The organism is Arthrobacter sp. NtRootA1 (genome assembly GCF_019976975.1).
GTDB lineage: Bacteria > Actinomycetota > Actinomycetes > Actinomycetales > Micrococcaceae > Arthrobacter > Arthrobacter aromaticivorans.
Genome location: NZ_AP024630.1, coordinates 403,085 through 425,612, shown reverse-complemented (window position 1 = coordinate 425,612; position 22,528 = coordinate 403,085). Strand labels below are relative to the sequence as shown.

The following is a 22,528-nucleotide window of genomic DNA, read 5'->3' as shown; positions in this document are numbered from 1 at the left end:
GTGTCGGACTAGGATGAGGAAAGACGAGGAGCAGGCTGGGCTTTACAGTCCCGACCGCCTGCTTGGGACAACGACACGAGGCATCATGGCCCCACGCAACAATCCGGACATCGAGAAGGACGCAGACGCCCAAGGCGGCGGCGTCCAATCAGTGGACCGCGCGCTGCAAATCCTGGAAATCCTTGCACGCGAAGGGGACGCCGGCGTCAGTGAAATCGCTGACGAGATGGGCGTCCATAAATCCACAGTGTCCCGGCTTGTGGGTTCGCTGGTTAACCGCGAGCTTGTCCGGCAGAACAGTGAGCGGGGCAAGTACCAGCTGGGCTTCGGAATCCTTCGGCTGGCAACCTCCATCCCCGGCAGGCTGAGCGTCGTGCACGAGGCCAGGGAAGTACTGGAAGCACTCGCGGGTGAGTACAAGGAAACGGTCAACCTTGCCGTGCTCCGATCCAACTACGCAGTCAACGTTGATCAGGCCATGGGCCCCTCAACGCTTGCCACCTACGACTGGGTGGGGAGCCTGACGCCGCTGCATGCCACGTCCAGCGGCAAAGTGCTCTTGGCCGCACTGACGGCCGATGAGCGGAGCCAGGTCCTGAAGACAGTCGGGCTGCCTGCCCGCACGCCCCGCACCATCACCAACCGCGCGGAGCTGGAGAAGCAATTGCTCGACGTCGCGCGGAACGGCTACGCAGTAGTCCATGAAGAGTTCGAGATCGGCCTGACGGCGGTAGCTGTGCCCATCTATAACCACATGGGCAATGTCATCGCAGCGGTGAGCATCTCGGGCCCTGCCTTCCGCTTCACCCCGGAGGAGCATCCAGGGCTCATAGACGCCCTCCGTGAGGCCGGCTTCACCATCAGTGCCAAGATGGGCTACCGACGCCGCTAGGCGCTGCCCCGTCCAATCCAGTCCTTCCCGGCGGCGCGATCCGCGCGGTCCGTTGGCGTAATCCACGCCTTTAAGTACAACTCGCTGCCGTCGCCAGCGTGGCCATTTTTTACCCTGCTGTCGCTTGTTACGCAACAGTAACCACGATGTGCAACAAGGGGCGTGGGTGTCAAGGTCCCCGAAATGGAAAAGAAACACCTTGACATTGACGTGTGACGGAGCGCACTCTGTTGCATAGCGCGAGAACTGTTGATCCTTGCGAAACGTCAGAAGGCGATTCTGCCTAATGGACCCGAACCCCGTTCCCCAACAAAAGAGGTGCAACATGCGTAACGCTTGCCCCACCAGTGAGCTCGCTCCCGGGGAAGCGCTACGGCTCGATACTGCTCCAACAATCGCAACATCATGATCCTCGAATCGGAGGAAGCCCCCATCCTTCCCTCCAACCCTGCCCTCCAGGGCCATGTATAAACCCAAGCCCATGACTCGCCGAGCAAAGGACCCGCTCATGGCTATAAATAGTGATTTAAAGCCCCTAACACCCGAGGAAGTGCCCGCCAACGATAGCCTGGCTGACACTCCTTCATCACCTAAAACGAACCGCCTGGAGAACTCTGGGGACGTCATCAGCGTCTCCCCGGACGAAACCAACCCCGCAGTCCTCGACGATGAGGACGGAGGGCCGGAAGTTCTGCCGGATGTTGAAGAATACGAACAGATCCTGGAAGAACTCCGCAACGCCAAGACCGAGCAAGCCGTTTCGGCTCGCCGGAACCGCAAACTTACGCTCGACAAAGTCACCTTCGGTATCACGGGCGCCATCGCCGTCGCCTTCGTGGTCTGGGGTTTCGTCGGCCGGGACAGCCTTTCCGAAACTTCCAAAGGCGCCCTGAACTGGGTCATGGAATACACCGGCTGGCTCTTCATGGTTCTTGCCTCCTTGTTCGTCGTCTTCGTCCTCTGGCTCGCCCTGGGCAAATTCGGCAACATCCCGCTGGGCAAGGACGGCGAGAAGCCTGAATTCCGGACCGTCTCCTGGGTAGCGATGATGTTCGCCGCCGGCATGGGCATCGGGCTCATGTTCTACGGCGTGGCTGAACCGCTCTACCACTACATCTCACCGCCGCCGGGCACCGTGGACGGCCGCACTCCTGCCGCCATCCAGACGGCCATGGCCACCTCGATCTTCCACTGGACCCTGCACCCATGGGCCATGTACGCAGTGGTGGGCATTGCAATGGCCTACGGCACCTACCGTTTGGGCCGCAGGCAACTGATCTCCACCGCGTTCACGTCCCTGTTCGGGATCAGGATGGTTGAAGGTCCGATCGGGAAATTCATCAACATCCTGGCCATCTTTGCCACCCTCTTCGGAACGGCCGCCTCCCTGGGCCTTGGTGCCCTGCAGATCGGCAGCGGCATGACCTCCAACGGCTGGGTAGGCGAAATCGGCACCCCGGTACTCGTGGTGATCGTGGCCGTCCTGACCTTCTGCTTCGTCGCATCAGCTGTCTCCGGCATCAGCCGCGGCATTCAGTGGCTTTCCAACATCAACATGGTCCTGGCAGTCGTCCTTGCCCTCATCGTGTTCGTTGCCGGGCCCACCCTGTTCATCCTCAACCTGATCCCCTCCGCGATCGGTGACTACGCAAGGGACCTGGCAGAAATGTCGTCCCGGACCGAAGCGGTGGGCGACGAAGCGTTGCGCAGCTGGATGACCAGCTGGACCATCTTCTACTGGGCCTGGTGGATCTCCTGGACGCCCTTCGTCGGTCTTTTCATCGCACGCATCAGCCGAGGCCGCACCATCCGCCAATTCGTCACCGGCGTGTTGCTGGTACCCAGCGTGGTCAGTGTGATCTGGTTCGGCATCTTCGGCGGAGCCGCCTTCCACGTGCAGCAGGAAGCGGACAAAGCCGGCACGGCAGGCTTGGTAACCATGACCAACGGTGTACCGTCCGTCAATTTCGACGGTGCGCTCTTTGACCTCGTCAAGAACCTTGGTATGCCTGGCTGGCTCACGGCCGCGGTGATCGTACTTGCCATGGTCCTGGTGGCGATCTTCTTCATCACCGGCGCCGATGCTGCGTCCATTGTCATGGGCTCGCTCAGCTCCAATGGAGCGGAACACCCCCGCCGTGCAGTCGTCATCTTCTGGGGAAGCCTCACCGGTGCAGTCGCCGCCGTTATGCTTCTAGCCGGCGGCGACGAGCCATCCGAGGCCTTGGCCGGACTCCAAAGAGTCACCATCGTTGCCGCGTTGCCGTTCGTCCTCGTCATGCTGCTGCTCTGTTTCGCCCTCACGAAGGACCTGCGCCGTGATCCTCTGTCACTGCGTAGGCGCTTGGCGACATCCGTTGTTGAACGCGCGATTCGTACGGGCGTGGAACAACATCGGGGCGTTCAATTCGACCTGGTGACCAGGCACGAGTGTGCGGAGGACTGCCCGGATTCCGACTGTCCCGGCGGAACTCCGACCGGAACCGTCCCCACCGTTCAGTCTCCCCGCCCCCAGCCAACCGACAAGTAAGGTGTCCCGCAATGACGCAAACCCATGAACAAGAAAGCATTCTCCGTGTCTCCACCGATTCCGGGGACACCGTGAGCTTCACCTTGGATGCCACGAAGCCCGTAACGGTCAAGCTCCAGGTTGACGGTGGTTGCACTTGCGGAACCACCGCCACGGTCCAGGGCTCCTACGTTGATAGCGACCTAGGCCAGCGATAACCCTTCATTTCCAACAAAAAAGCAGGCGCCGGATCCCGGCGCCTGCTTTTTGTTTGCGGACTTTTTTGTTCGCGGACTGGCAACCTTACTTGGGCATCAGCACGGAGTCGATGAGGTAGACCGTTGCGTTGGCCGTGTGGACACCACCGCAAATCACGTTGGCGCCGTCAACTGTGAGTGAATCTTTGCTGCCACCAACGGTCACTTCGCCACCCTGGACCGTCTTGTGCGTTCCGACGATCTGGTCCGGGCTCAGCTGGCCGGGGACTACGTGGTAAGTGAGGATCTTGCTCAGCAGGGCATCGTCCGTCTTCAGCGTCTCAATGGTTGCGGGGTCAATCTTCGCGAAAGCATCATCAACAGGTGCAAAGACTGTGAATTCGCTGCCATTGAGGGTGGAGACCAAGTCCACTTTCGGGTTGAGCTTGCCTGAAACAGCGGCAGTCAAAGTCTTGAGGAGCGGGTTGTTCGAAGCGGCGACGGCAACCGGGTCCTGGGCCATTCCCACTACCGAACCGGCACCATCCGGAACCTGCGCGGCATAACCGGCACAGCCCGGGCCAACAAGATCACGGGCGGGATCCATGGCGGCGCTGGTCATGGCTGAAGCCGACGGCGACGGTGCCGCGGACGTCATCTCCGGGGCGGCTGACGACGACGAAGGTGTGCTGGAACTGCTTGAACCACCACAAGCGGTGAGTCCGAGAAGGGCGGCTGCAGTGAGGCCAACGAAGGCGAGGGCGGGGCGCTTTGTGGACAGCATGTCATTCTCCTTGTTCGTGGAACCAGGGCGTTGGGTCCATTGGGTGTGGGCACTGGCTCCCCGGCGCTGCATCTGCGTCGCCGGCGGTTTGTGCCTCACCAGCTATTCGGAGGTCGCAGCGGCGTGGATGGGTACGGATTGAAAAAGTTTTTAAACCAAGCCATCGCGGCTTCGGCTCCGAACTGCCTACAGATATCCGGAGCCGGCACCCTTCATGGCCGGTCCGGCGAACGTTGGGAGCCGCAATGCTGCAATTAGCACTAATCGGGCTGCTGGGCGGGTTGATTACAGGCATCTCGCCCTGCATCCTGCCCGTCCTGCCCGTCATCTTTCTTTCCGGAGGCGTACAGGGTGCGCGGAAAGGCCCTGTAAGCAGTTCCGCGGCAACAGAGGTGCCGCGGACCGCCGTCGAGCTTAAGGCCCAATCCCGCCAGCGTCGGCGGGCAGGGTTGCGCCCCTACCTGGTGATCCTGGGCCTGGTGATCAGCTTCAGCACATTCACGTTGGTTGGCTCGTTCCTGCTGACCTTGGTGAACCTGCCGCAGGACCTGCTTCGATGGATCGGGCTGGTGGTGCTGGTGCTCATTGGTTGCGGCCTGATTTTCGATCGCTTCCAGCACATCCTGGAGAAGCCGTTCTCCTGGATCCCGCAGCGAAAGGTAGGCACCGAAAATGGTGGGCTGGTGCTGGGACTGGCGCTCGGCGTCGTCTATGTCCCCTGTGCAGGACCGGTGCTTGCCGCCATTGCCGTGGCCGGTGCCACCGGACAGGTGGGCCCCGAAACCATAGTCCTCACGTTAACGTTTGCTGTGGGCGCGGCCGTTCCGCTGCTGGTGTTCGCGTTGGCTGGGCGCCGCGTCGCAGAGCGGGTCAAGGCGTTCCGCAAGAACCAGCGCAAGATCCGTATTGCCGGTGGCATCATGATGATCGCCCTGGCAATCGGGTTGGTGTTCAACCTTCCCCAGCTGCTACAGAAACTAGTGCCCGACTACACCTCCACACTTCAGGAACAGGTCCAGGACAACGAGGCCGTGAAGAAGGCACTGGACCTGGGCGGCCTGGTAAATGACCAAAACCGCGAACTGGACAAATGCAGCAACGGCGCCACCGAGCTTGAATCGTGCGGCACCGCCCCGGACATCAAGGGCATCCAGGAATGGTTCAACACCCCTGGCGGCCAGGCCGTGAACTTGAAGGACCTCAAGGGCAAGGTGGTCCTGGTGGATTTCTGGGCCTACTCGTGCATCAACTGCCAGCGCTCCGTTCCGCACCTCACCGATTGGTACAGCAAGTACAAGGATTCCGGCTTGGAAATCATCGGCGTCCACTCCCCCGAGTACGCCTTCGAGAAGGAGACCCGCAATGTCATGTCTGGCGCGCAGAACCTCGGGATCACCTACCCCGTGGCCATCGATAACAACCTCTCCACCTGGACCAACTACCGGAACCGCTACTGGCCGGCCCACTACTTGATCGATTCCGAGGGAACAGTTCGGCACATCAAGTTCGGCGAGGGCGGTTACCAGACCACGGAGAAACTGATCCGCAAACTCCTGCAAGAGGCCAACCCTTCAGCGGCGCTGCCGGCACCCATTGAAGCATCCGACGACGGCCCGGTAGCAGGTGCCACCACTCCGGAGTCGTACTTGGGCACCACCAAGAAGGTCAACTATGCGGGCGAGGAACCCTATAAAGCAGGGGTTGGCCTATATTCAATGCCGGCGAATCAGCCCGGTGACAGCTTTTCCTTGCAGGGTTCGTGGGATCTCGGAACCCAATCCATAACCCCTGCCGGCGCTGGCTCTTCGATCGCCCTGAACTACCACGCCAAGCAGGTGTACATCGTGGTCAGCGGTGAAGGCATGATCGAAGTTGTCCGCGATGGCAAGACCACGTCCGTAGCGGTCTCAGGGACGCCGACGCTCTATCAGATCGTGGACGACCCCGGAATACGCGAGGGCAAGCTCGAGGTCAAGATCCCCCAGGGCATCCAGGCGTACTCCTTCACGTTCGGATAACCCCTGCGCCTTGGGAGGCCCTGTCTTGTTCGCTCCACCCAACGTTGTACGCGGGGATGTGCGAACAAGACCGGGAATCCTTGCCTCGGGTGGTTACTTGTTGCCGAAGTACACGGCAAGGAAGATGGCACCACTGATGAAGGCCAGGATTCCCAAAACCTTCCCAGCCGTTGCCTTGACACCATAGCCTTCGGCCTTGCGAGCGGTCAGGAATGCCATGGCTCCAAAAACCACTCCGAAAATAAACAGGCCGACGACGCCAAAAATGATCGAGTTCTTGCGGAATTTAGTCCCCAGGATGAGGTCTTCTTCGGGGCCAACTACATACGGACGCGTGGTGGTCATGGTTCTCCAAACAGTGAGAGCGTGCATCGAGCAATCTGTCGAACACTATTTCGCGGCTTGAGGAACTCCAAATGGCTCGGACACAATGGCGAAGGCTTAGAAATACGGCTTCGTGATCAGCTCCAGCGCGTGGCCAGAGGGGTCCTTGAAGTAGACACCCCGGCCACCGTGCGCCGTGTTGGTCTCGCCCGGACGGATCATCTGCGGGTCCGCCCAATGCTCGACGCCGGCGCTCACCAGACGCTGATAGGCGCGGTCAAAATGCTGGTCGTCAACGAGGAAGGCGTAATGCTGCATCTGGATCTCGACCGGGGGCTCAGCGAATTGGAGCATTACGCCGCCATCCAAGGTCAGGTTGGTGAAGGGGCCCCAATTGGGAGCTTCGTCGGCTTCGAGGATGGACCGGTAGAACTCGGCAGAGACGGCGCGATCGATGGACGCGATGATGGTGTGGTTGAAAAGTGCGGGCATGCATAACTCCTTGTTGTGTGGATTTCGTTCGATGGCATCAGTTCATCGATCCACAAGGAGGTGCCCGCGGGGCAGCCGCGCCTATGACGCAGCAAGGCTTCAGAGGTCGGCCGGGTAGCCAATCCGTGCAGGGCAGGTGCCCGATCCGGTCATCACGTCCGCCAGTCTAACCGAACCAGCGCGAGTAGGAGAGCCAAGCCCGGACAGCCGGGGCACCAGCCTGTTGCTGGTGCCCCGGTTCTGCTGCGCAGGTCGTCCCTTGACAGGGGTAAGTCAAAATGATCCCCCGGTCCGCCTTCCCCGTATTGATGTCGTTGCTTGGAGTTGACGCAGCAGCCTTTAGGCGGGGCCAGAACCGCCCCGCCTTTTGGTCAATTTGCCAGGCGCACGGTTCAACCAGCGCGCGGCGTCTCAGCTTCCTGGGCTGTACGAAGGCGAACGTCCAGCAAGCCTGCGGCAAGTGCAGGCGCGAGTCCCGGCGCCAAGGGCAACCGGGGAACCACCAGGCAGTGCCACAAGTGGTAAATGTCTGCTTTTCCTGACCAGACAGTTGAGGCAACGTTGCCTCGCTCGTCGAGTTCTTGCTTCCAAGAGCCATGCTCGTAGTCGATGAACCAATCGCGGGCGTGATCCCAGATTCGCTCATACCAGTCCGCGTAGGTCTGGTCTCCCGTTGCCATATAGAGCGCAGCAGCGCCCCCGATCGCTTCAACCGGCACCCAACGAATGCGGGACGTGACAACAGGCTTCCCGTCCCAGTCGACCGAGTAGACGAATCCAGGATGACCATCCGGCTCCCAGGCATCGCGGATGGCAGCATCGAAAAGGCCCCTCGCATCCTCCGTCAGCCACGCTGGGACCTCCATGCCCCGAGCCTCAAGGCCGGCACGAAGGTGCAAGAGCAAGCGCGCCCACTCGACCCAGTGGCCAGGAGTTCCGCCGTAAGCACGGAACTGGCTGGCGCGGTCGTCGGTGTTGTACTCGGGAATCGGATTCCATTCCGGGTCAAAGTGCTCGAAAACGCGGTAGTTGTTGTTCCGTGCGAACTGATGAATGAGCACTTCAGCGATGTGGAGTGCGCGTTCAATCCAGCGGTTCTCGCCGGTCACATCGCTAACAATGAGGTACGCCTCAACTGAATGCATGCTGGCGTTTCCGCCGCGGTATGCCTCGGTTTCCATGAAGTCGCGGTTCCAGGAGTCGAAGCACATATTGGCTTCATGGTCCCAAAATTTCGAGTCAGCTATGTGCAACGCCTCGTCGAGCAACTCGCGGGCGCCTGGCCGCCGGGCCGCGACGGCGCTGGCTGCAGCCAGCAGTACAAAGGAATGCTGATAACCGGACTTTGTGTCGTTTACGGCCCCGTTCTCGTCGACCTCCGCGTACCAGCCGCCATGCTCGCTGTCACGGAAGACTCCGTTGAGCGCAGCAATGCCGTGGTCCACCATGGCAGCAGCACCAGGGCGTCCCATCAATGCTGCGACGGCAAAGCTATGAACCATTCGGGCGGTGATCCACAGATGGGTCGGCTTGTCGGCGATCACTTTGCCGTAGTTGTCGAGCCAGCCGAACCCGGTGGCGACCTTTGAACCGGCTGCGAAATTGATGAGCCGATCCGTTTCTGCTTCGAGCCAACGTGCGTGAGCGGCGCTGTTCAGCCACGTCATGTGCATCTCCTCAATAAGTTTTGCGGCCACCGAAACGGGCCTGTTCTGATCCTAACGCCCGATGATCGAATTCCACCAGAGTGAGTTTGATTTCGGACATTGACGGTAAAAACTTGGACGCCAATTGGCGACCTATCAATACAGCGGGGAGCTCGGGCGTCGTGATCCATGGCTGCGGGCGCCCAAGGATCACAGGGTTTCGCGAAAAAGCGTCGGCGAGCGGCCAAGGCGCATCAGGAGCCTCAGGCTCCAGTAGGCAGAACCGCAACTATGCGGTCATGCCGCCACGATGAGTTTCACGTCGGCCGCTTTCAACGCGGCTTCAATTTCCTGTGGCGGGGGCGCATCCGTCACAAGAATGTCAACCGCATCAAATACAGCCAGCTTGGCCAGCGCATACCGCAGCATTTTCTGATGCGTAGCAACCACCACCACCTGCTCGGCCGATGCCATGAGGGCGAGTTTCGTGGCGCGTTCTACATCCCGTTCAATGTAAAACGCTTCGTCGTGGATCCCGCTGACACCAATGAATGCGGTCTTGGCGCGCAGACCTTGTGCGGCGCTGACGGTCATGGGACCGTTGAACGCCTGGCTGTCCAATAACAGTTCGCCACCCAAGCAAATGGTGCGTGCAGACGTCAGCTGCAGGCACCTCTGTATCGCGGGCGCCGAATGGGTGATGATCGTGCCCATGAAAGATGTCGGCAGTTCCTGGGCGATCTGGTAGGTCGTAGTTCCCGCATCAAGAATGATGGCGTCACGGTCAGCCACCAGGTCCACACAGGCCTTGGCGACGCGCTGCTTCGCGTCGGCATCCTCGCGGGCACGCGCCGCGAAGTCAGCGTTCTGCCCGTGGCCCTCCACGGCGCTTACCCCACCGTGGACCACCTTGACCAGCCCGAGCTTGGACAGCGCCCGGGTGTCGCGGCGGACTGTCATGTCAGAGACATCGAACGTTCCTGCCAAGTCCGCGGTGGAAAGGAACCCCCGACGGCCGAGCTCGTCCAGAATGGTGCGCTGACGGGGCGTCAGCGGCGCCTCTTCCCGTGCGATGCTCATGGCCTCCCCTTTCCTCGTGTACACTTGGACGACTAAGGGTGTCGCAAAGTGTTGTAATTCCAACACAATCTTACTTACTTCCGAGCAACAACCTTCGCTGCGTCGAGTTCAATGGCGCGCCCTTCAACAATGGACCGCTCGGCTGCCAAGCCCATCCTGACGGATTGAAGACCATCTGCCACCGTCACATCAACCGAACCTTCACCCAGTATGGCCTTCCGGTAACCGAGGTGCTCATAGTAAGTGGATCCGTGGTGTGCCCCGGCGGCAAGGACTGCTTCATCGACAGGAACTTCATGCTTTTCCGGTCCCAGCGGTGATCGCGGACTGAACTCGACCGTGGCTTCAGTCTCGTCACCCTCAATCCAGTGGTTGGCGGCGACGGGGATGAGGGTCTCGATTTTGGCCGTGTCGCCCACAATCGAGATGCGTTCCTGGAATTTGGACCCCTCAGCGAACATGGACAGCTCCAGCATGGCGCGGCTGCCGCGCTTGAAGTCGACGATCACGTAGGCGTTGTCCACCATGTCCGGGGTGCGGCCGTCGTAGACCTCGTCAAGGTGGTTGACGTCGTGTCCGCCGCTGGCGTAGACGCGGGTTGGCTCGTCCTGAAGGATCAGGCGCATCAGATCGAAGAAATGACAGCATTTTTCTACCAGAGTGCCCCCGGTGCGATCCGCAAACCTGTTCCAATCGCCCACCTTGTGCAGGAACGGAAAACGATGTTCGACGATCGAGAGCATATGGATATTCCCTAGCTTGCCACCGTGTGCGGCCTGAATGATTTCCTGCACGGGCGGCATATAGCGGTACTCCATGGCCACCCACACCGGGGCGGTGTACGAAGCGGCAAGGATTTCCAGCTCGTCAGCCTGCTCCGCACTGGTGCAGACGGGCTTTTCCACCAGGACGGGCAGGTTGGTGCCGCTGGCGAAAATGTCCTTCAAAATTCCCAGGTGTGTGTCGTTCGGGCTCGCGATCACAAGCGCGTCCACGTGCCCCGATGCCAGCAGTTCCCGATGCGAGGAGTACGTCTTCACCTCGTAGCCAATTTCGCCCGACGTCTGGTCGAGGGACGCGCGCGTGGGATCGGAGACCGCGGTAATTCGGCTTCCTGGGATCAAAGCAAGGTTACGCACATGTTCGCGGGCCATGTGGCCGGCGCCGATAAGGCCGTAGCGAATGGTTTGGGCTGTTTCCCCAGAGGGCAATGCCATGAGCTGCTCCGTTTCTCTGCGTTGAGTTGGGGGACCGACGTTGCATCCCAAACATCACTATACAGAATGTGTTGTTTTTCACACATAGCGTGTGTATATTTTTTCAAACCAGCCCAACTACAACGAGGTGGATCGTGCACCAACAGTCATCCGAAACCCTGCTCTTCGTCGGGTGTGCCACTTTGGACTCCATCGCCCTTGTGCAGGACTACCCCAGTGCCGACAGCCGCACCGTGGCTGCCGATTTCGCAACGGCAGGCGGCGGGCCGGCCGCCACTGCGGCAGTAGCGGCAGCCCGTGCCGGAGCCAAGGCGGCTTTTGCCGGCGTCGTAGGGGTAGACGAGGAAGGTGACCGGATCATCAGCGGCCTCGAAGCCGAGGGCGTAGACACGTCGGCTGTCATTCGGAATCCCGGCGTCAGCACGGGCGCCAGCGTGATCGTGGTCAGCAGGTCCACCGAAAGCCGCGCGATCGTCACCCGACCTGTACCTCCGGTCCACTTTCCCGCGGGCAGCCGCTTTCATGAACTGGTACGCCGTGCGGCCTGGGTCCATGTGGACCAGTTGGGCTGGAATGCCGTAGCGAATCTGCCAGGCCTGCGGATCAGTGTGGACGCCGGAAACCCCATCCCTTCCTTCAGCCCGGAAGGTGTAGCACTGTACGTGCCAACGATCGAACGCTTGCGTGCCGAGTACGGTGACGATTTGTCCCCGGAGGCCCTCGTGCAAAAAGCCGTCGACGGCGGAGCTTCCGCCGTCGTGGCCACGGCAGGCTCCGAAGGAGCCTGGGGGCTGGAACGGGGCGGCATTCCGTTCCACGTACCGGCAACACCTGCGGAGATCGTTTCGACGCTCGGCGCAGGCGACGTTTACCACGGCGCCATCCTCGCCGCCGTTGCGGCAGGGCTCCCCCTACGCGAGGCCTCGGCATTCGCAAGCCGCACGGCCTCGGCATCCTGCGCAGGCCTGGACGGGCGCTCCATGATTCCCCGCCAGGCCATAACCCCCGCTTCGACCACCAATCACACTGTCTAGCTGAAAGAAGCAGCCCATGAGCGTTACCGATCTTTCCTCCCTCCAGCGTCCGTCAGGTGCGTTCGCCATGCTCGCTGTCGATCAGCGCGAAGCCATGCGGAACATGTTCGCCGAGCACACTGACCGGCCTGTAACCGACCAGGATCTCCGCGACTTCAAACTCGCTGCGGCCCGGATCCTCACTCCGTACGCCTCCGGCGTGCTCATCGATCGCCAATTCGCACTGGATCAGGCCATTGAAGAGAACGTGGTGGACCCCAGCTGCGGACTCATCGCCTCCGCCGACCACTTCGAGTCTGCCCATGGCGAACTGGTGGGTGAAGTGACCATCGACAAACTGGTTGATCCAGCGAAGTACGCTGCCCTTGGCGCCAAGGCACTAAAGCTCCTGGTGCTCTACCGCCCGGACGAACCCGCCGAGGGGCGGGTGGCGATGGTCCGTGAATTCGTGGAGAGCTGCAAGTCCGCGGGGTTGATCAGCATCATCGAACCCGTCTCCCGTAAGCCTCTGGAAGGGGGAGACTTCGACTGGAACGCCGGCATCCTGGCCGCGGCCAAGGAACTCGGCCGCCTGGGTGCCGATCTTTACAAGGCGGAGGTCCCGTTCAAAGGCCAAGCCCCTGAGGCGGAGGTCCGTGCAGCTTGCGCCGAACTGACTAAAGCCATCGACGGCCCCTGGGTGGTTCTCTCATCCGGCGTACCGGAGGACATATTCCCTGACGCCGTCCGATGGGCATGTCTGGAAGGGGCCAGCGGGTTCCTGTCCGGACGAGCCGTGTGGGCGTCCTGCATCGGCTCCGCCGACGTGGTCGAATCCTTGTCCACCGATGCTGTCAGTCGGCTGCAGCGGCTCTGCGCCGTGGTCGATGAGGTGGTATCCGCACAACGAACCACCGCTTGATCCGTCCCGGAGGCCGTGAAGGCGCCCCCCCGTTCCAAAAAACTAGGCACAGCAACACTCAATGAGGAGAATTTTGTGAGTCAGATTTCACGCAGGCAGGCAATGGCCGTTCTTGGTGCCCTGGGTCTCGGCGCCACCGCCGCGGCATGCGCAGGACCTGGCGGTTCCACAACCCCGGGTGGCTCCACCGGGCCGGTTGCTCCGGCAACCGGTGATATCACCGGCAAGGTGTCCTTCGCTCACTGGCGTGGCGAAGACAAAGCAGTGTTCGACGAGCTGATCAAGCGCTTCGTTGCAAAGAATAACGGCGTGGAGGTCGCCCAGGACATCTCGACTTCCAACGACTACAACGCCCAGGGTTTGCAGAAGGTCCGAGGCGCGGCCATCGGGGACGCGTTTGCCACGTTCCGGGGCGCTCAGTTCAAGAACTTCGGCGAGGCCGGAATCTACACCGAGCTTAAGAACAGCAAGGCCGTTGGCAACTACCAGAAAGGCTTGCTCACGGCCGGGCAGTCTGGAGACAGCCAATTGGGCTTGCCCTATCAAGTGGTCTTCCCCATGCCCATGGCCAACACGGACCTGTTCGACAAAGCCGGGGCCGAGCTCGCTCCGAAGGACTGGAATGCCTTCCTCAACATGTGTGAGAAGCTGGCGGCCTCCGGCGTAACGCCCATCTCATGGCCCGGCGGCGATGTAGGAAACGGTGGCCAGCTCTTCAATTGCATGATCGCCAACAACGCGCCCGTGGATGATATGTGTTCCCAAATCGAGCAGGGTAAGCTCAAGTGCACTGACGACTGGTTCATCAAGATGCTGAACCAGTACAAGGACTTGGCCCCCTTCCTGCAGCCCAACGCCACGGGCACCGCGGTAGAGCCCGCCCAGAACCTGTTCTCACAAGGCAAGGCGGCCATGCTGGCCACGGGGTCCTACCACATTGCCGCGGTCCGCAACCTGGGGGCTAAATTCCCCATCGAGCTGGTATTCCCCAACACGTCCACCGAAGGGAAAGCCAAGTACGAGGGCGCCTACAACGCCACGTTCATCCTCGGCGTCAATTCTGCAAGCAAGCACCAGGCCGCGGCGGCAGCATGGATTGATTTCCTGTCCGAACCTGAAAATGCCGCCTACTACGCCAACCAGACGGCTCAGCACGTTTCCGTCAAGGACGTCGAATACACCAACGCGGACCTCAAGCGTTTGAGCCCATGGCTGGATAAGAGGACGGCGCTGGCAGCCCGCTTCCAGTTCCAGAACCTGGACGTACGTAACGCCGTGGAGGCCAGCGCAACGGCTGTCATCTCCGGCACGAGCCCTGAGCAAGCGGCCGAAGCTGCCCAGAAGATTGTGGATGAACGGCTATGAGCACCCACACCGGAATGGCTGCCAAGCGAAAGGCGCCGGACAGAAGGATGGAAAGTGCGACGAAGAAGCGCCGGTCCCCTACCCGCGTTAATCCTGCGCTGTACCTCTTCCCGCTCCCCGCCGTCGCGGTCATCGCATTCTTCCTCGTGATGCCCACCCTTCAGGCTTTCCAGTATGCCGTTACGGACTGGAACGGCTTCTCGGCGGCGTTCGACTACGTGGGCGTGGACAACTTCATCCGGGCGTTCACCAAGGACTCGTTGTTCACCAACGCGCTGACCAACAACCTGAAGTTCGTACTGCTGGTAGTCATAGCCCAAACGGCGTTCTCGCTTGTGCTGGCCCTGCTCCTGACAAAGAACTCGCGTGGCGGCATCCTGCTGCGGGCGTTGTTCTTCTTCCCAACCATCCTGTCCTCAGTGTCCGTGGCCTTCATTTGGAAGTTCATCTACGATCCCAACTTCGGCCTGGCCAACTCGGTGCTGGGTGCCACGGGACTCCAAGGACTCCAAGGGTCCTACCTCGGTGACAGCAACCAGGCGCTCTACTGGGTAGCCGTTACCCAGGTCTGGTTCCATGCCGGACAGATGATGGTGGTCTACATCGCAGGCCTGCAGTCCATACCGCGGGAACTCTACGAGGCAGCGGAAATGGACGGTGCCAACAAATGGCAGCAATTCAAGTCCATCACCTGGCCTTTCGTGGCCCCTGCAACATCCATCGTCGTGGCCTACACCACCGTGCAATCGTTCAAGGCTTTCGACCTGATCCTGGGCATCGCGGGCAACCCGCCGAAGAGCTCGCTGGACATACTCTCCACCCGCATCTACAGCACTTTTGCCAACTCGGAGTTCGGCTACGCCGCCGCCCAGTCGATCATCTTCATGGCGATGATTGCCTTGGTCACGTGGATTCAGCGCCGGTTGCTCCGGCTGACCCCAAAGGGGGAATGACAGCATGCTCGCTTCAATAAGCCGCCGCGCCATCCTCGGCATCTACGCGCTAATCATCATCATTCCGCTGACCGTGGTAGGTTTCGGCAGCTTCAAATCCACGCAGGAATTGTTCGAAGGCCCGTTCAGCCTGCCGCGTTCCCTCTCCCCCGCCAACTACGCCGAGGTGATCGGCGGCCAGGACCTGGGTTCCTCCTTCTGGAACAGCGTCATCGTCACCGCCGTCTCCGTACCAGTCACGCTCTTTATTGCCAGCCTGGCCGGTTACGCCGTGTCCCGCCTCAAGGGCTTCGTGTCCTGGGCCATCTTCGGCTTCCTCGTGCTCGGTATGGCCATCCCCGCCCAGGCCAACATGGTCCCGCTTTACGTACTCTTCGGACGGCTCGGACTGCTGGACAACCTCCAGGGATTGATCTTGGCCAACGTGGTCTCCACGCTGCCGATCGCCGTGTTCATCCTTGGCGGTTTCATGCGCACACTTCCAAAAGAACTCTACGAAGCGTCCTCCATCGACGGAACCGGCCCGTGGAAGACCTACGCCTCGATCGCACTGCCGCTCTCCACACCATCAATCGCGGCGGCGGCCATCTTCTTGTTCGTCATTCACTGGAATGAGCTGCTTTACCCCCTCTTGTTCATCCAGTCCCCCGGAAACCGCACCCTCCCGTTGGCTTTGCTGAGCTTCCAAGGCGAATTCCAAACCAACTACCCGCTGTTGTTCGCAGGAGTCATGCTTGCCTCCCTGCCGGTGGTGGTGGCCTACATCTTCCTGCAGCGCTACTTCGTGGCGGGCATCACCGCCGGTGCCAGCAAGGGATGAACACCTCCAAACTTCTTCCAGCCAACGAAAGGCAATACACGTGAACCTGAAATCGGCACAGCATCTGATCAATGGGACCTGGCACTCGGCCGGAACGTTCAAGGACGTCACCGATCCCGGAAACGGGACCACCGTGGGCGAGGTGGCTTGGGGAGGCACGGAGGAAGCGACCAAAGCCGCGGATGCCGCTGCAGAGGCGTTCAGCAGCTGGTCCCGGACCACAGCCCGCACCCGGGCCGACCTGCTCCACAACGCCGCAGGTCTACTGGCCGAGCGCCGTGACGAACTGGCCCACACCTTGGCGCTGGAAGCCGGCAAACGACTCCCTGAAGCTCAGGGCGAAGTGGAATTCTCGGTGGAATACCTCCGGTGGTTTGCTGAGGAAGCACGCCGCACCACCGGAACGGTCAACCCACCGGAACTCCGGGGCCGCCATCATCTCAGCAGCCGCAAGCCAATCGGCGTCGCCCTCAGCCTCACGCCGTGGAACTTCCCGGTTTCCATCCAAGCCCGAAAGCTCGCAGCCATGCTCGCAGCAGGCTGCACCGTGGTGGGTCGAGTCTCCGAAAAGGCACCCCTCGCCGCTACTGGACTGTTCGAGATCCTGCACGATGCAGGGTTCCCGGCCGGCGTCGTAAATCTGGTCCACGGACCATCCCGGGACATTACCGGAGCGCTGCTTAAGCACCCCGCAGTGCGGGCGGTCAGCTTCACCGGCTCCACCGGCGTCGGCCGGCAAATCATGGCGTCTGCCTCCGAACGGGTGGTGAGGCCGCTGCTCGAACTGGGCGGCAACGCACCGTTCATCGTCTTCGAGGACGCCGACCTTGATGCCGCGGTTGAGGGCGCAGTGCTTGGCAGGCTCCGTAACACTGGCCAGTCCTGCGTAGCTGCCAACCGTTTCCTGGTCCAGGACTGCGTGGCAGACGAATTCGCCCGCAAGTTGGCTGCGCGATTTGATGCGATGACCATTGGGCACGGCGTTCCCGACGATGACACTCCCGTTCCGGATCTTGGTCCGGTGATCGACGCCGAAAGGGCGGCTGCCGTACAGGCTTTGGTGGACGATGCCCTCAGTCGCGGCGCCCGCCGGGTCACCGAGCGAACCCACGTTCCTGGACAAGGTTCCTTTATGGCCCCCACGCTCCTGGCAGACGTTCCCGACGACGCCCCACTGGTGAGCGAAGAAGTCTTTGGACCCGCCGCCGGGGTGGTCACCTTCTCATCGGAAGAGGAAGCAATCCGCAAAGCAAATGCCACAGAAATGGGGCTCGCCGCGTACGTGTGGACCAACAGCCCAAAGCGCGGCTGGGACATTCCCGAGCAGCTGGAAGCCGGCATTGTCGGAGTCAACGATCCCCTTCCGTCTGTGGCTTTCGCACCCATGGGCGGCGCCAAGCAGTCCGGCCTGGGCCGGGAAGGATCGAGCCTCGGCCTCGAGGAATTCGAGGAGGTTCAGTACATTGCCTGGAAGGCGTAAATGCTGACCACCGGGCTGGTGCTGGGCGCCGTCGTCATGGGCGCCGGGATGCAGCGCGTGACCGGGATGGGATTCGCACTGGTGGCGGCCCCCTTCCTGGTTCTGCTGCTGGGCCCGGTGGAGGGTGTGGTGCTGGTCAACGTCTGTGGAGCCGTGACGGCCGGTGCCATCATCTTCCGCGTCGTGCGGGATATTGACTGGAAGCGATACATGGCACTGGCCGCATCAGCACTCCTGGGGATTGTCCCCGCGGCCATCCTCATACGGTTCATGCCGCCCGCTGTCCTGGAGATCTCGATAGGCGTCATCCTCGCTGTCGGGCTCACGGTACTTCTTGTCATGAAGTCGGCAGTCCTGCCTAAACGGCGCCGATACCTCTTCACCGCCGGAGGTCTCAGCGGTTTCATGAATACTGCGGCAGGAGTGGGAGGACCGGCCGTCAGTATGTACTCGATAGCGACGCGGTGGCAGCACAAGTCGTTCGCAGCCACGATGCAGCCGTATTTTTTCACCATCGGCTCGTTATCGCTCATCTCCAAGGCGGTCACCGCGCCGGAATCGTTTCCCGTTCTGCCGATCACCATGTGGCTGGCTGTGGCCGCTGCGTGCGTCGTGGGACTCGTCCTGGGCGACCTCGCGTCCAAGCGGGTGTCAGCGCGAGCCGCGCAGATACTGCTGATCGTGCTGGCCTACCTCGGCGCAGCCGCCACCATTGTTCGAGGCGTCCTGGACGCCGTCGGCTGAGCCCGCTCGCCAACCCATAACCGACCAAGAGGACCACCATGTTTGACGTTTCATCCGAAGAAAGCACCCTGCGGGTTTCCACCAATAGCGGCGAAACCGTCTCCCTCACACTCGATGCAACGGCCCCAAAGTCCGTCCGGCTTGAAATCGCCACTACTTGCGGTTGCAGCGAAGTCCCTGGCCGACGCGTCGGTTCATATACGGATACGGACTTCGGCATCCGATAGGCTTTTGTTGTTATTCGAACATTAAGCGTTCGCTTCCTCTCAAAAGGTGCCCTCAAGGAGACTTATGGATCTGTCCTCGTCATTCAAGGCCTACGATGTCCGCGGCATAGTCGGCACTACACTGACCGATCAGATCGCACGAGCCATCGGTGCCGCGTTCGTCGACGTTCTGGGCCTTGCGGGGAAGACCGTGTTCTGCGGCGGTGACATGCGTCGTTCATCCCCCGGGTTTGTCGAGGCATTTTCGCAGGGCGCCTCCACCCGGGGTGCCGATGTGTACGACCTCGGATTGATTTCGACCGACGAACTCTACTTTGCCTGCGGATCGCTCGACGCGGCGGGCGCCATCTTTACGGCCAGCCACAACCCAGCGCAGTACAACGGAATCAAAATGGCCAAGGCTGGAGCCATCCCCATCTCATCCGATTCAGGACTGTTCGATATCAGGGATCTCGCCCAGCGCTACCTGAATGAAGGTATTCCCGAGGCCGAATCAGTGGGGACTGTGAGCTCACTCGACGTCCTTAAAGAGTATGCCCGCAAGCTGCGTTCCCTCGTAGATCTTTCCGGCATTCGTCCGCTCAAGGTTGTTGTCGACGCCGGAAACGGAATGGCGGGAATGACAGTTCCCGCGGTGCTGGACAGCCAAGTTCTACAGGCACTGCCGCTGACCATTGTCCCCCTGTATTTTCAGTTGGACGGCAACTTCCCCAACCACCCGGCCAACCCCCTGGAACCGGAGAACCTCCGCGATCTGCAGGCAGCCGTACTCGCCCACGGCGCCGACCTTGGGCTGGCGTTCGACGGCGATGCGGACCGCTGCTTTGTTGTCGATGAGACCGGACAACCCGTCACACCCTCCGCCATAACGTCCATGATTGCAGTGCGTGAAATTTCCAAGGCTCGAGCGGCCGGGGTTGTGGAGCCCGCCGTGATCCACAACCTGATTACGTCGCAGTCGGTTCCAGAGTTCATTCAAGCCGCTGGCGGTCGTCCGGTACGTACACGGGTGGGCCACTCGTTCATCAAGGCCCGCATGGCCGAAGAGGAGGCTGTGTTCGGTGGTGAACATTCCGCCCACTACTACTTCCGCGACTTCTACAACGCGGACACCGGCATGCTCGCCGCAATGCACGTCCTCGCCGCCCTTGGCGAACAGCCCTCGCCGCTTTCCAGCCTTGCACGGCAGTACGAACCGTACTCCTCAAGCGGTGAAATCAACTCAGCCGTGACGGACGGTGTCCGGTTGATTGCAGACATCCAGGCACTCTACGAACAGGTGGACGGATCTCTCATTGATGATTTGGATGGTCTAACCGTGACCGCGGAATCAGGAGACTGGTGGTTCAACGTCCGGGCTTCAAACACGGAAGAACTGCTGCGGCTCAACGTCGAGGCTAAGACTGCCGGGACTATGACCCTCGTGCGTGACGCTGTCCTGGAAATTATCAGGAATTAAGGTCCGGCGCGTCGGGGCGGATGACAGGATAGGCCGCATGGCAATCGAAGTTCGGCCCGCAGCGGTGTTCGAGGACGTGAAAACCATCGTCGGCCCCAAACGTCCTGACGCCAACGTGTGCTGGTGCCTGAGTTACCGGATTCCCTCGAAGCAGAACCTTGCGCTCCAGCGGGAGGAGCGGGGAAAGTTCGTGGAAAAGCTGCTTGCGGAGGATCCGCCGCCAGGCGTTCTCGCTTACGAAGGCGGCGAAGTAGTTGGGTGGGCTGCCGTCCACCCCCGCGCCGACACGAGCTTCGCTACGAATCGGAAGATCCCGCACGTGGACGACGCCGAGGTGTGGTCTGTCTGGTGTATTCGCGTGCGGCCCGGGCATCGCGGCAAGGGCATCTCCCATGCACTGCTCCAGGGCGCGATCGAGTTCGCAAAGAGCCATGGCGCGCCGGCCATTGAGGGCTACCCCGTGGACAACAAAGGCAACAAAGTGGACCTGACCATGGCGTACGTGGGCACGCGCCGGCTCTTCGAGAAAGCCGGCTTCACAAAAGTCGCAGAGACAACGTCCGTCCTCAACGGTTTCCCGAGAGTGCTGATGCGGCTGGAGCTGCGATAACCCAACTGAGTAGCAGATGATGCCGTTTAGAACGCTCAAAACGGCATCATCTGCTACTTACTTGGTCAGCCTTGCAGTTTCGCGGTCATCCGGTGAGCTTCCTCAAGCAGCAATTTGCCGAGGAATTCCTGTCGATCAGGGCGGAACCGAGGTTCGATCCCCGTTAGGGAAAGGGCCCATGCGGGCCGCCCTTGTTGGTCAAAAACTGCCGCGCCCATCCCCCAACTTCCTTCAAGGATCAGCCCCGGATTCACCGAGTAGCCCGTCAGCCGGGTCCGCTCAAGGTTGTCCCGCACCACATCGGCCCGATGCCCAACGGCAAAGTCGCCAGCGTGCGCCGGCCAGTCCTCCAGCAGCCCTTCCTGCTCCTCCCGAGAAAGGAAGGCCATGATCGCAGTCCCTGCCGAGGCAACACCCAGCGGAAAACGTACCCCCTCATGCAGCACGAAGGACCTCACCGGAAACGAACCTTCCTCGCGCAACACGCAGACGGTTTCATTGCCTCGGCGGATCGAGAAGAAGGCGCTCTCACCCGTCTCGGCAGCGAGCCTGCGCAGGGACGGCCTGGCGATGTCCTCCATGGGGAAGCGTGCCGCCGCTACGGATCCCAGCAGGAAGATCTCAGGTCCAAGAACCCACTTTCCGGCGGCGGAATCGTGTTCCAGCAGACCCTCCGCGGCCAGGGACGTCAGCAGCCGGTGCACGGTGGGTCGCGTCAGCCCCGACTCGCGTACCAATCCGGCCAACGATGTTCCCTCGGGTTTGCGCCCAACAAGCCTCAGCAGCAGGGCAACGCGGCCCACAACTTGGGCACCCTGCACGGGGTTTGCACTTGTCTTCTCTGCCACCAAAACAGCCTCCACATGAAGATTCATCCACAATATGGACACCATTGAGCCTACAGTCCACACCGTGAGTAGCCAAGGAGTGGCGCCATTGACCGCAGAAAAGATCAAACCTAGGCTCCTCTACAGGCCACAAGTCCACAACGTGGATATGTCCATCACAAAGGCTCAAAGAGGAGTTCCAATGCCGAAGATGCACGCCAGCGCAACCCAAGCGCTTCAGGACCTGATGGCGGACGGCCTGACGATCGCCGTCGGGGGTTTTGGCCTGAGTGGCATCCCTGCAGACCTGATCGATGCCGTGCGGGAGTCGGGCGCCAAGGATCTCACCATCGTCTCCAACAACATGGGAGTGGATGGCAAGGGGCTCGGCGTCCTGATCGAGGCAGGCCAAGTCAGGAAGGTCATCGCTTCCTACGTCGGCGAGAACAAGCTCTTCGCCGAGCAGTATCTGGCGGGCAAGCTCGACGTCGAATTCACTCCGCAAGGCACCCTCGCCGAGCGCCTTCGCGCAGGCGGCGCCGGCATCCCCGCCTTCTATACACGGACCGGCGTGGGCACGCTGGTTGCCGAGGGCAAGCCACTGGAAGAGTTCGACGGCGTGACGTACGTCCGCGAGCGCGCCATCACCGCCGACGTCGCGCTTGTCCACGCCCACACCGCGGACACGGACGGAAACCTGATCTACCGCTACACGGCGAGGAATTTCAACCCGGTCGTCGCCACTGCCGGCAAAGTCACCATCGCCGAAGCAGAGGTCATCGTTCAGCCGGGCGAGCTGGATCCCAACCATATCGTCACTCCCGGCGTCTACGTCCAGAGGCTGGTGCAGGCCACCGCGCGGGTTAAGGACATCGAACAGCGAACCGTCCGCCCCCGCGAAGCGGTAGGGGCCTAAAGAAGCGATATCGGTTTACACAACAAGGAGCAC

The 22,528-nt window shown here is 61.1% G+C and carries 22 protein-coding genes; 15 read left to right on the top strand and 7 right to left on the bottom strand.

Annotated features, from left to right (window positions below; genetic code table 11):
• Positions 1 to 85 precede the first annotated feature (85 nt).
• From LDN90_RS02100 to LDN90_RS02090, 3 genes are all read left to right on the top strand, one after another.
• On the top strand, positions 86 to 892 hold the full coding sequence (locus tag LDN90_RS02100; protein ID WP_216922245.1) for an IclR family transcriptional regulator: 807 nt from the start codon (positions 86 to 88) through the stop codon (positions 890 to 892).
• A 508-nt stretch (positions 893 to 1,400) separates the two neighbouring features.
• Positions 1,401 to 3,422 carry a BCCT family transporter gene (locus LDN90_RS02095; protein WP_223947732.1) on the top strand — a complete coding sequence of 674 codons (2,022 nt, stop codon included), beginning with the start codon at positions 1,401 to 1,403 and terminating at the stop codon, positions 3,420 to 3,422.
• 11 nt (positions 3,423 to 3,433) lie between these two features.
• Positions 3,434 to 3,619, top strand: a complete 186-nt coding sequence (locus LDN90_RS02090) for a hypothetical protein (RefSeq protein ID WP_216922249.1) — start codon at positions 3,434 to 3,436, stop codon at positions 3,617 to 3,619.
• A gap of 85 nt (positions 3,620 to 3,704) precedes the next feature.
• On the opposite strand, the gene LDN90_RS02085 is transcribed toward LDN90_RS02090, so the two are convergent.
• Entirely contained in the window at positions 3,705 to 4,382 is a 678-nt protein-coding gene (locus LDN90_RS02085) for a fasciclin domain-containing protein (protein WP_216922252.1), read from the bottom strand.
• A 245-nt stretch (positions 4,383 to 4,627) separates the two neighbouring features.
• Between LDN90_RS02085 and LDN90_RS02080 the strand changes: the two genes are divergently transcribed.
• Complete coding sequence (locus LDN90_RS02080; RefSeq protein ID WP_223947731.1) at positions 4,628 to 6,400, top strand: cytochrome c biogenesis protein DipZ; 1,773 nt, start codon at positions 4,628 to 4,630, stop codon at positions 6,398 to 6,400.
• A gap of 93 nt (positions 6,401 to 6,493) precedes the next feature.
• On the opposite strand, the gene LDN90_RS02075 is transcribed toward LDN90_RS02080, so the two are convergent.
• The 5 genes from LDN90_RS02075 to LDN90_RS02055 form a co-directional block, all read right to left on the bottom strand.
• Positions 6,494 to 6,745, bottom strand: coding sequence for a hypothetical protein (locus LDN90_RS02075; protein ID WP_223947730.1), 252 nt, complete (start codon positions 6,743 to 6,745; stop codon positions 6,494 to 6,496).
• A 96-nt stretch (positions 6,746 to 6,841) separates the two neighbouring features.
• Positions 6,842 to 7,216: a VOC family protein gene (locus tag LDN90_RS02070; RefSeq protein WP_223947729.1), complete on the bottom strand. Its 375-nt coding sequence runs from the start codon at positions 7,214 to 7,216 to the stop codon at positions 6,842 to 6,844.
• 392 nt (positions 7,217 to 7,608) lie between these two features.
• Positions 7,609 to 8,883: an AGE family epimerase/isomerase gene (locus LDN90_RS02065; protein WP_223947728.1), complete on the bottom strand. Its 1,275-nt coding sequence runs from the start codon at positions 8,881 to 8,883 to the stop codon at positions 7,609 to 7,611.
• Between the two features lie 276 nt (positions 8,884 to 9,159).
• Complete coding sequence (locus tag LDN90_RS02060) at positions 9,160 to 9,942, bottom strand: DeoR/GlpR family DNA-binding transcription regulator (RefSeq protein WP_223947727.1); 783 nt, start codon at positions 9,940 to 9,942, stop codon at positions 9,160 to 9,162.
• A gap of 74 nt (positions 9,943 to 10,016) precedes the next feature.
• Entirely contained in the window at positions 10,017 to 11,159 is a 1,143-nt protein-coding gene (locus LDN90_RS02055) for a Gfo/Idh/MocA family oxidoreductase (RefSeq protein ID WP_223947726.1), read from the bottom strand.
• A 134-nt stretch (positions 11,160 to 11,293) separates the two neighbouring features.
• On the opposite strand from LDN90_RS02055, the gene LDN90_RS02050 reads away from it, so the two are divergent.
• From LDN90_RS02050 to LDN90_RS02005, 10 genes are all read left to right on the top strand, one after another.
• Positions 11,294 to 12,193 carry a PfkB family carbohydrate kinase gene (locus LDN90_RS02050; RefSeq protein WP_223947725.1) on the top strand — a complete coding sequence of 300 codons (900 nt, stop codon included), beginning with the start codon at positions 11,294 to 11,296 and terminating at the stop codon, positions 12,191 to 12,193.
• A 16-nt stretch (positions 12,194 to 12,209) separates the two neighbouring features.
• Positions 12,210 to 13,094, top strand: a complete 885-nt coding sequence (locus LDN90_RS02045) for an aldolase (protein WP_223947724.1) — start codon at positions 12,210 to 12,212, stop codon at positions 13,092 to 13,094.
• A gap of 75 nt (positions 13,095 to 13,169) precedes the next feature.
• Positions 13,170 to 14,459, top strand: a complete 1,290-nt coding sequence (locus LDN90_RS02040) for an extracellular solute-binding protein (RefSeq protein ID WP_223947723.1) — start codon at positions 13,170 to 13,172, stop codon at positions 14,457 to 14,459.
• Positions 14,456 to 15,412 (top strand): sugar ABC transporter permease, encoded by a 957-nt coding sequence (locus LDN90_RS02035; RefSeq protein ID WP_223947722.1) that lies wholly within the window; start codon positions 14,456 to 14,458, stop codon positions 15,410 to 15,412. The genes LDN90_RS02040 and LDN90_RS02035 overlap by 4 nt, the downstream gene beginning before the upstream one ends.
• Positions 15,413 to 15,416: 4 nt before the next feature.
• Positions 15,417 to 16,232: a carbohydrate ABC transporter permease gene (locus LDN90_RS02030; RefSeq protein WP_223947721.1), complete on the top strand. Its 816-nt coding sequence runs from the start codon at positions 15,417 to 15,419 to the stop codon at positions 16,230 to 16,232.
• Between the two features lie 40 nt (positions 16,233 to 16,272).
• A complete protein-coding gene (locus LDN90_RS02025) occupies positions 16,273 to 17,712 on the top strand; it encodes an NAD-dependent succinate-semialdehyde dehydrogenase (RefSeq protein ID WP_223947720.1) in 1,440 nt (479 codons plus the stop codon).
• A complete protein-coding gene (locus LDN90_RS02020; protein ID WP_223947719.1) occupies positions 17,713 to 18,456 on the top strand; it encodes a sulfite exporter TauE/SafE family protein in 744 nt (247 codons plus the stop codon).
• Between the two features lie 38 nt (positions 18,457 to 18,494).
• Positions 18,495 to 18,683, top strand: coding sequence for a hypothetical protein (locus LDN90_RS02015; RefSeq protein ID WP_223947718.1), 189 nt, complete (start codon positions 18,495 to 18,497; stop codon positions 18,681 to 18,683).
• Positions 18,684 to 18,747: 64 nt separating this feature from the next.
• A complete protein-coding gene (locus LDN90_RS02010) occupies positions 18,748 to 20,142 on the top strand; it encodes a phosphomannomutase/phosphoglucomutase (protein WP_223947717.1) in 1,395 nt (464 codons plus the stop codon).
• Between the two features lie 37 nt (positions 20,143 to 20,179).
• The gene (locus tag LDN90_RS02005) at positions 20,180 to 20,752 is read left to right on the top strand and encodes a GNAT family N-acetyltransferase (protein WP_223947716.1); all 573 of its coding nucleotides are present in this window, start codon (positions 20,180 to 20,182) and stop codon (positions 20,750 to 20,752) included.
• 65 nt (positions 20,753 to 20,817) lie between these two features.
• On the opposite strand, the gene LDN90_RS02000 is transcribed toward LDN90_RS02005, so the two are convergent.
• Positions 20,818 to 21,600: an IclR family transcriptional regulator gene (locus LDN90_RS02000; protein WP_223947715.1), complete on the bottom strand. Its 783-nt coding sequence runs from the start codon at positions 21,598 to 21,600 to the stop codon at positions 20,818 to 20,820.
• 181 nt (positions 21,601 to 21,781) lie between these two features.
• Here LDN90_RS02000 and LDN90_RS01995 point away from each other — a divergent pair, with 181 nt between their 5' ends.
• Entirely contained in the window at positions 21,782 to 22,495 is a 714-nt protein-coding gene (locus tag LDN90_RS01995) for a CoA transferase subunit A (protein WP_223947714.1), read from the top strand.
• Positions 22,496 to 22,528 lie beyond the last annotated feature (33 nt).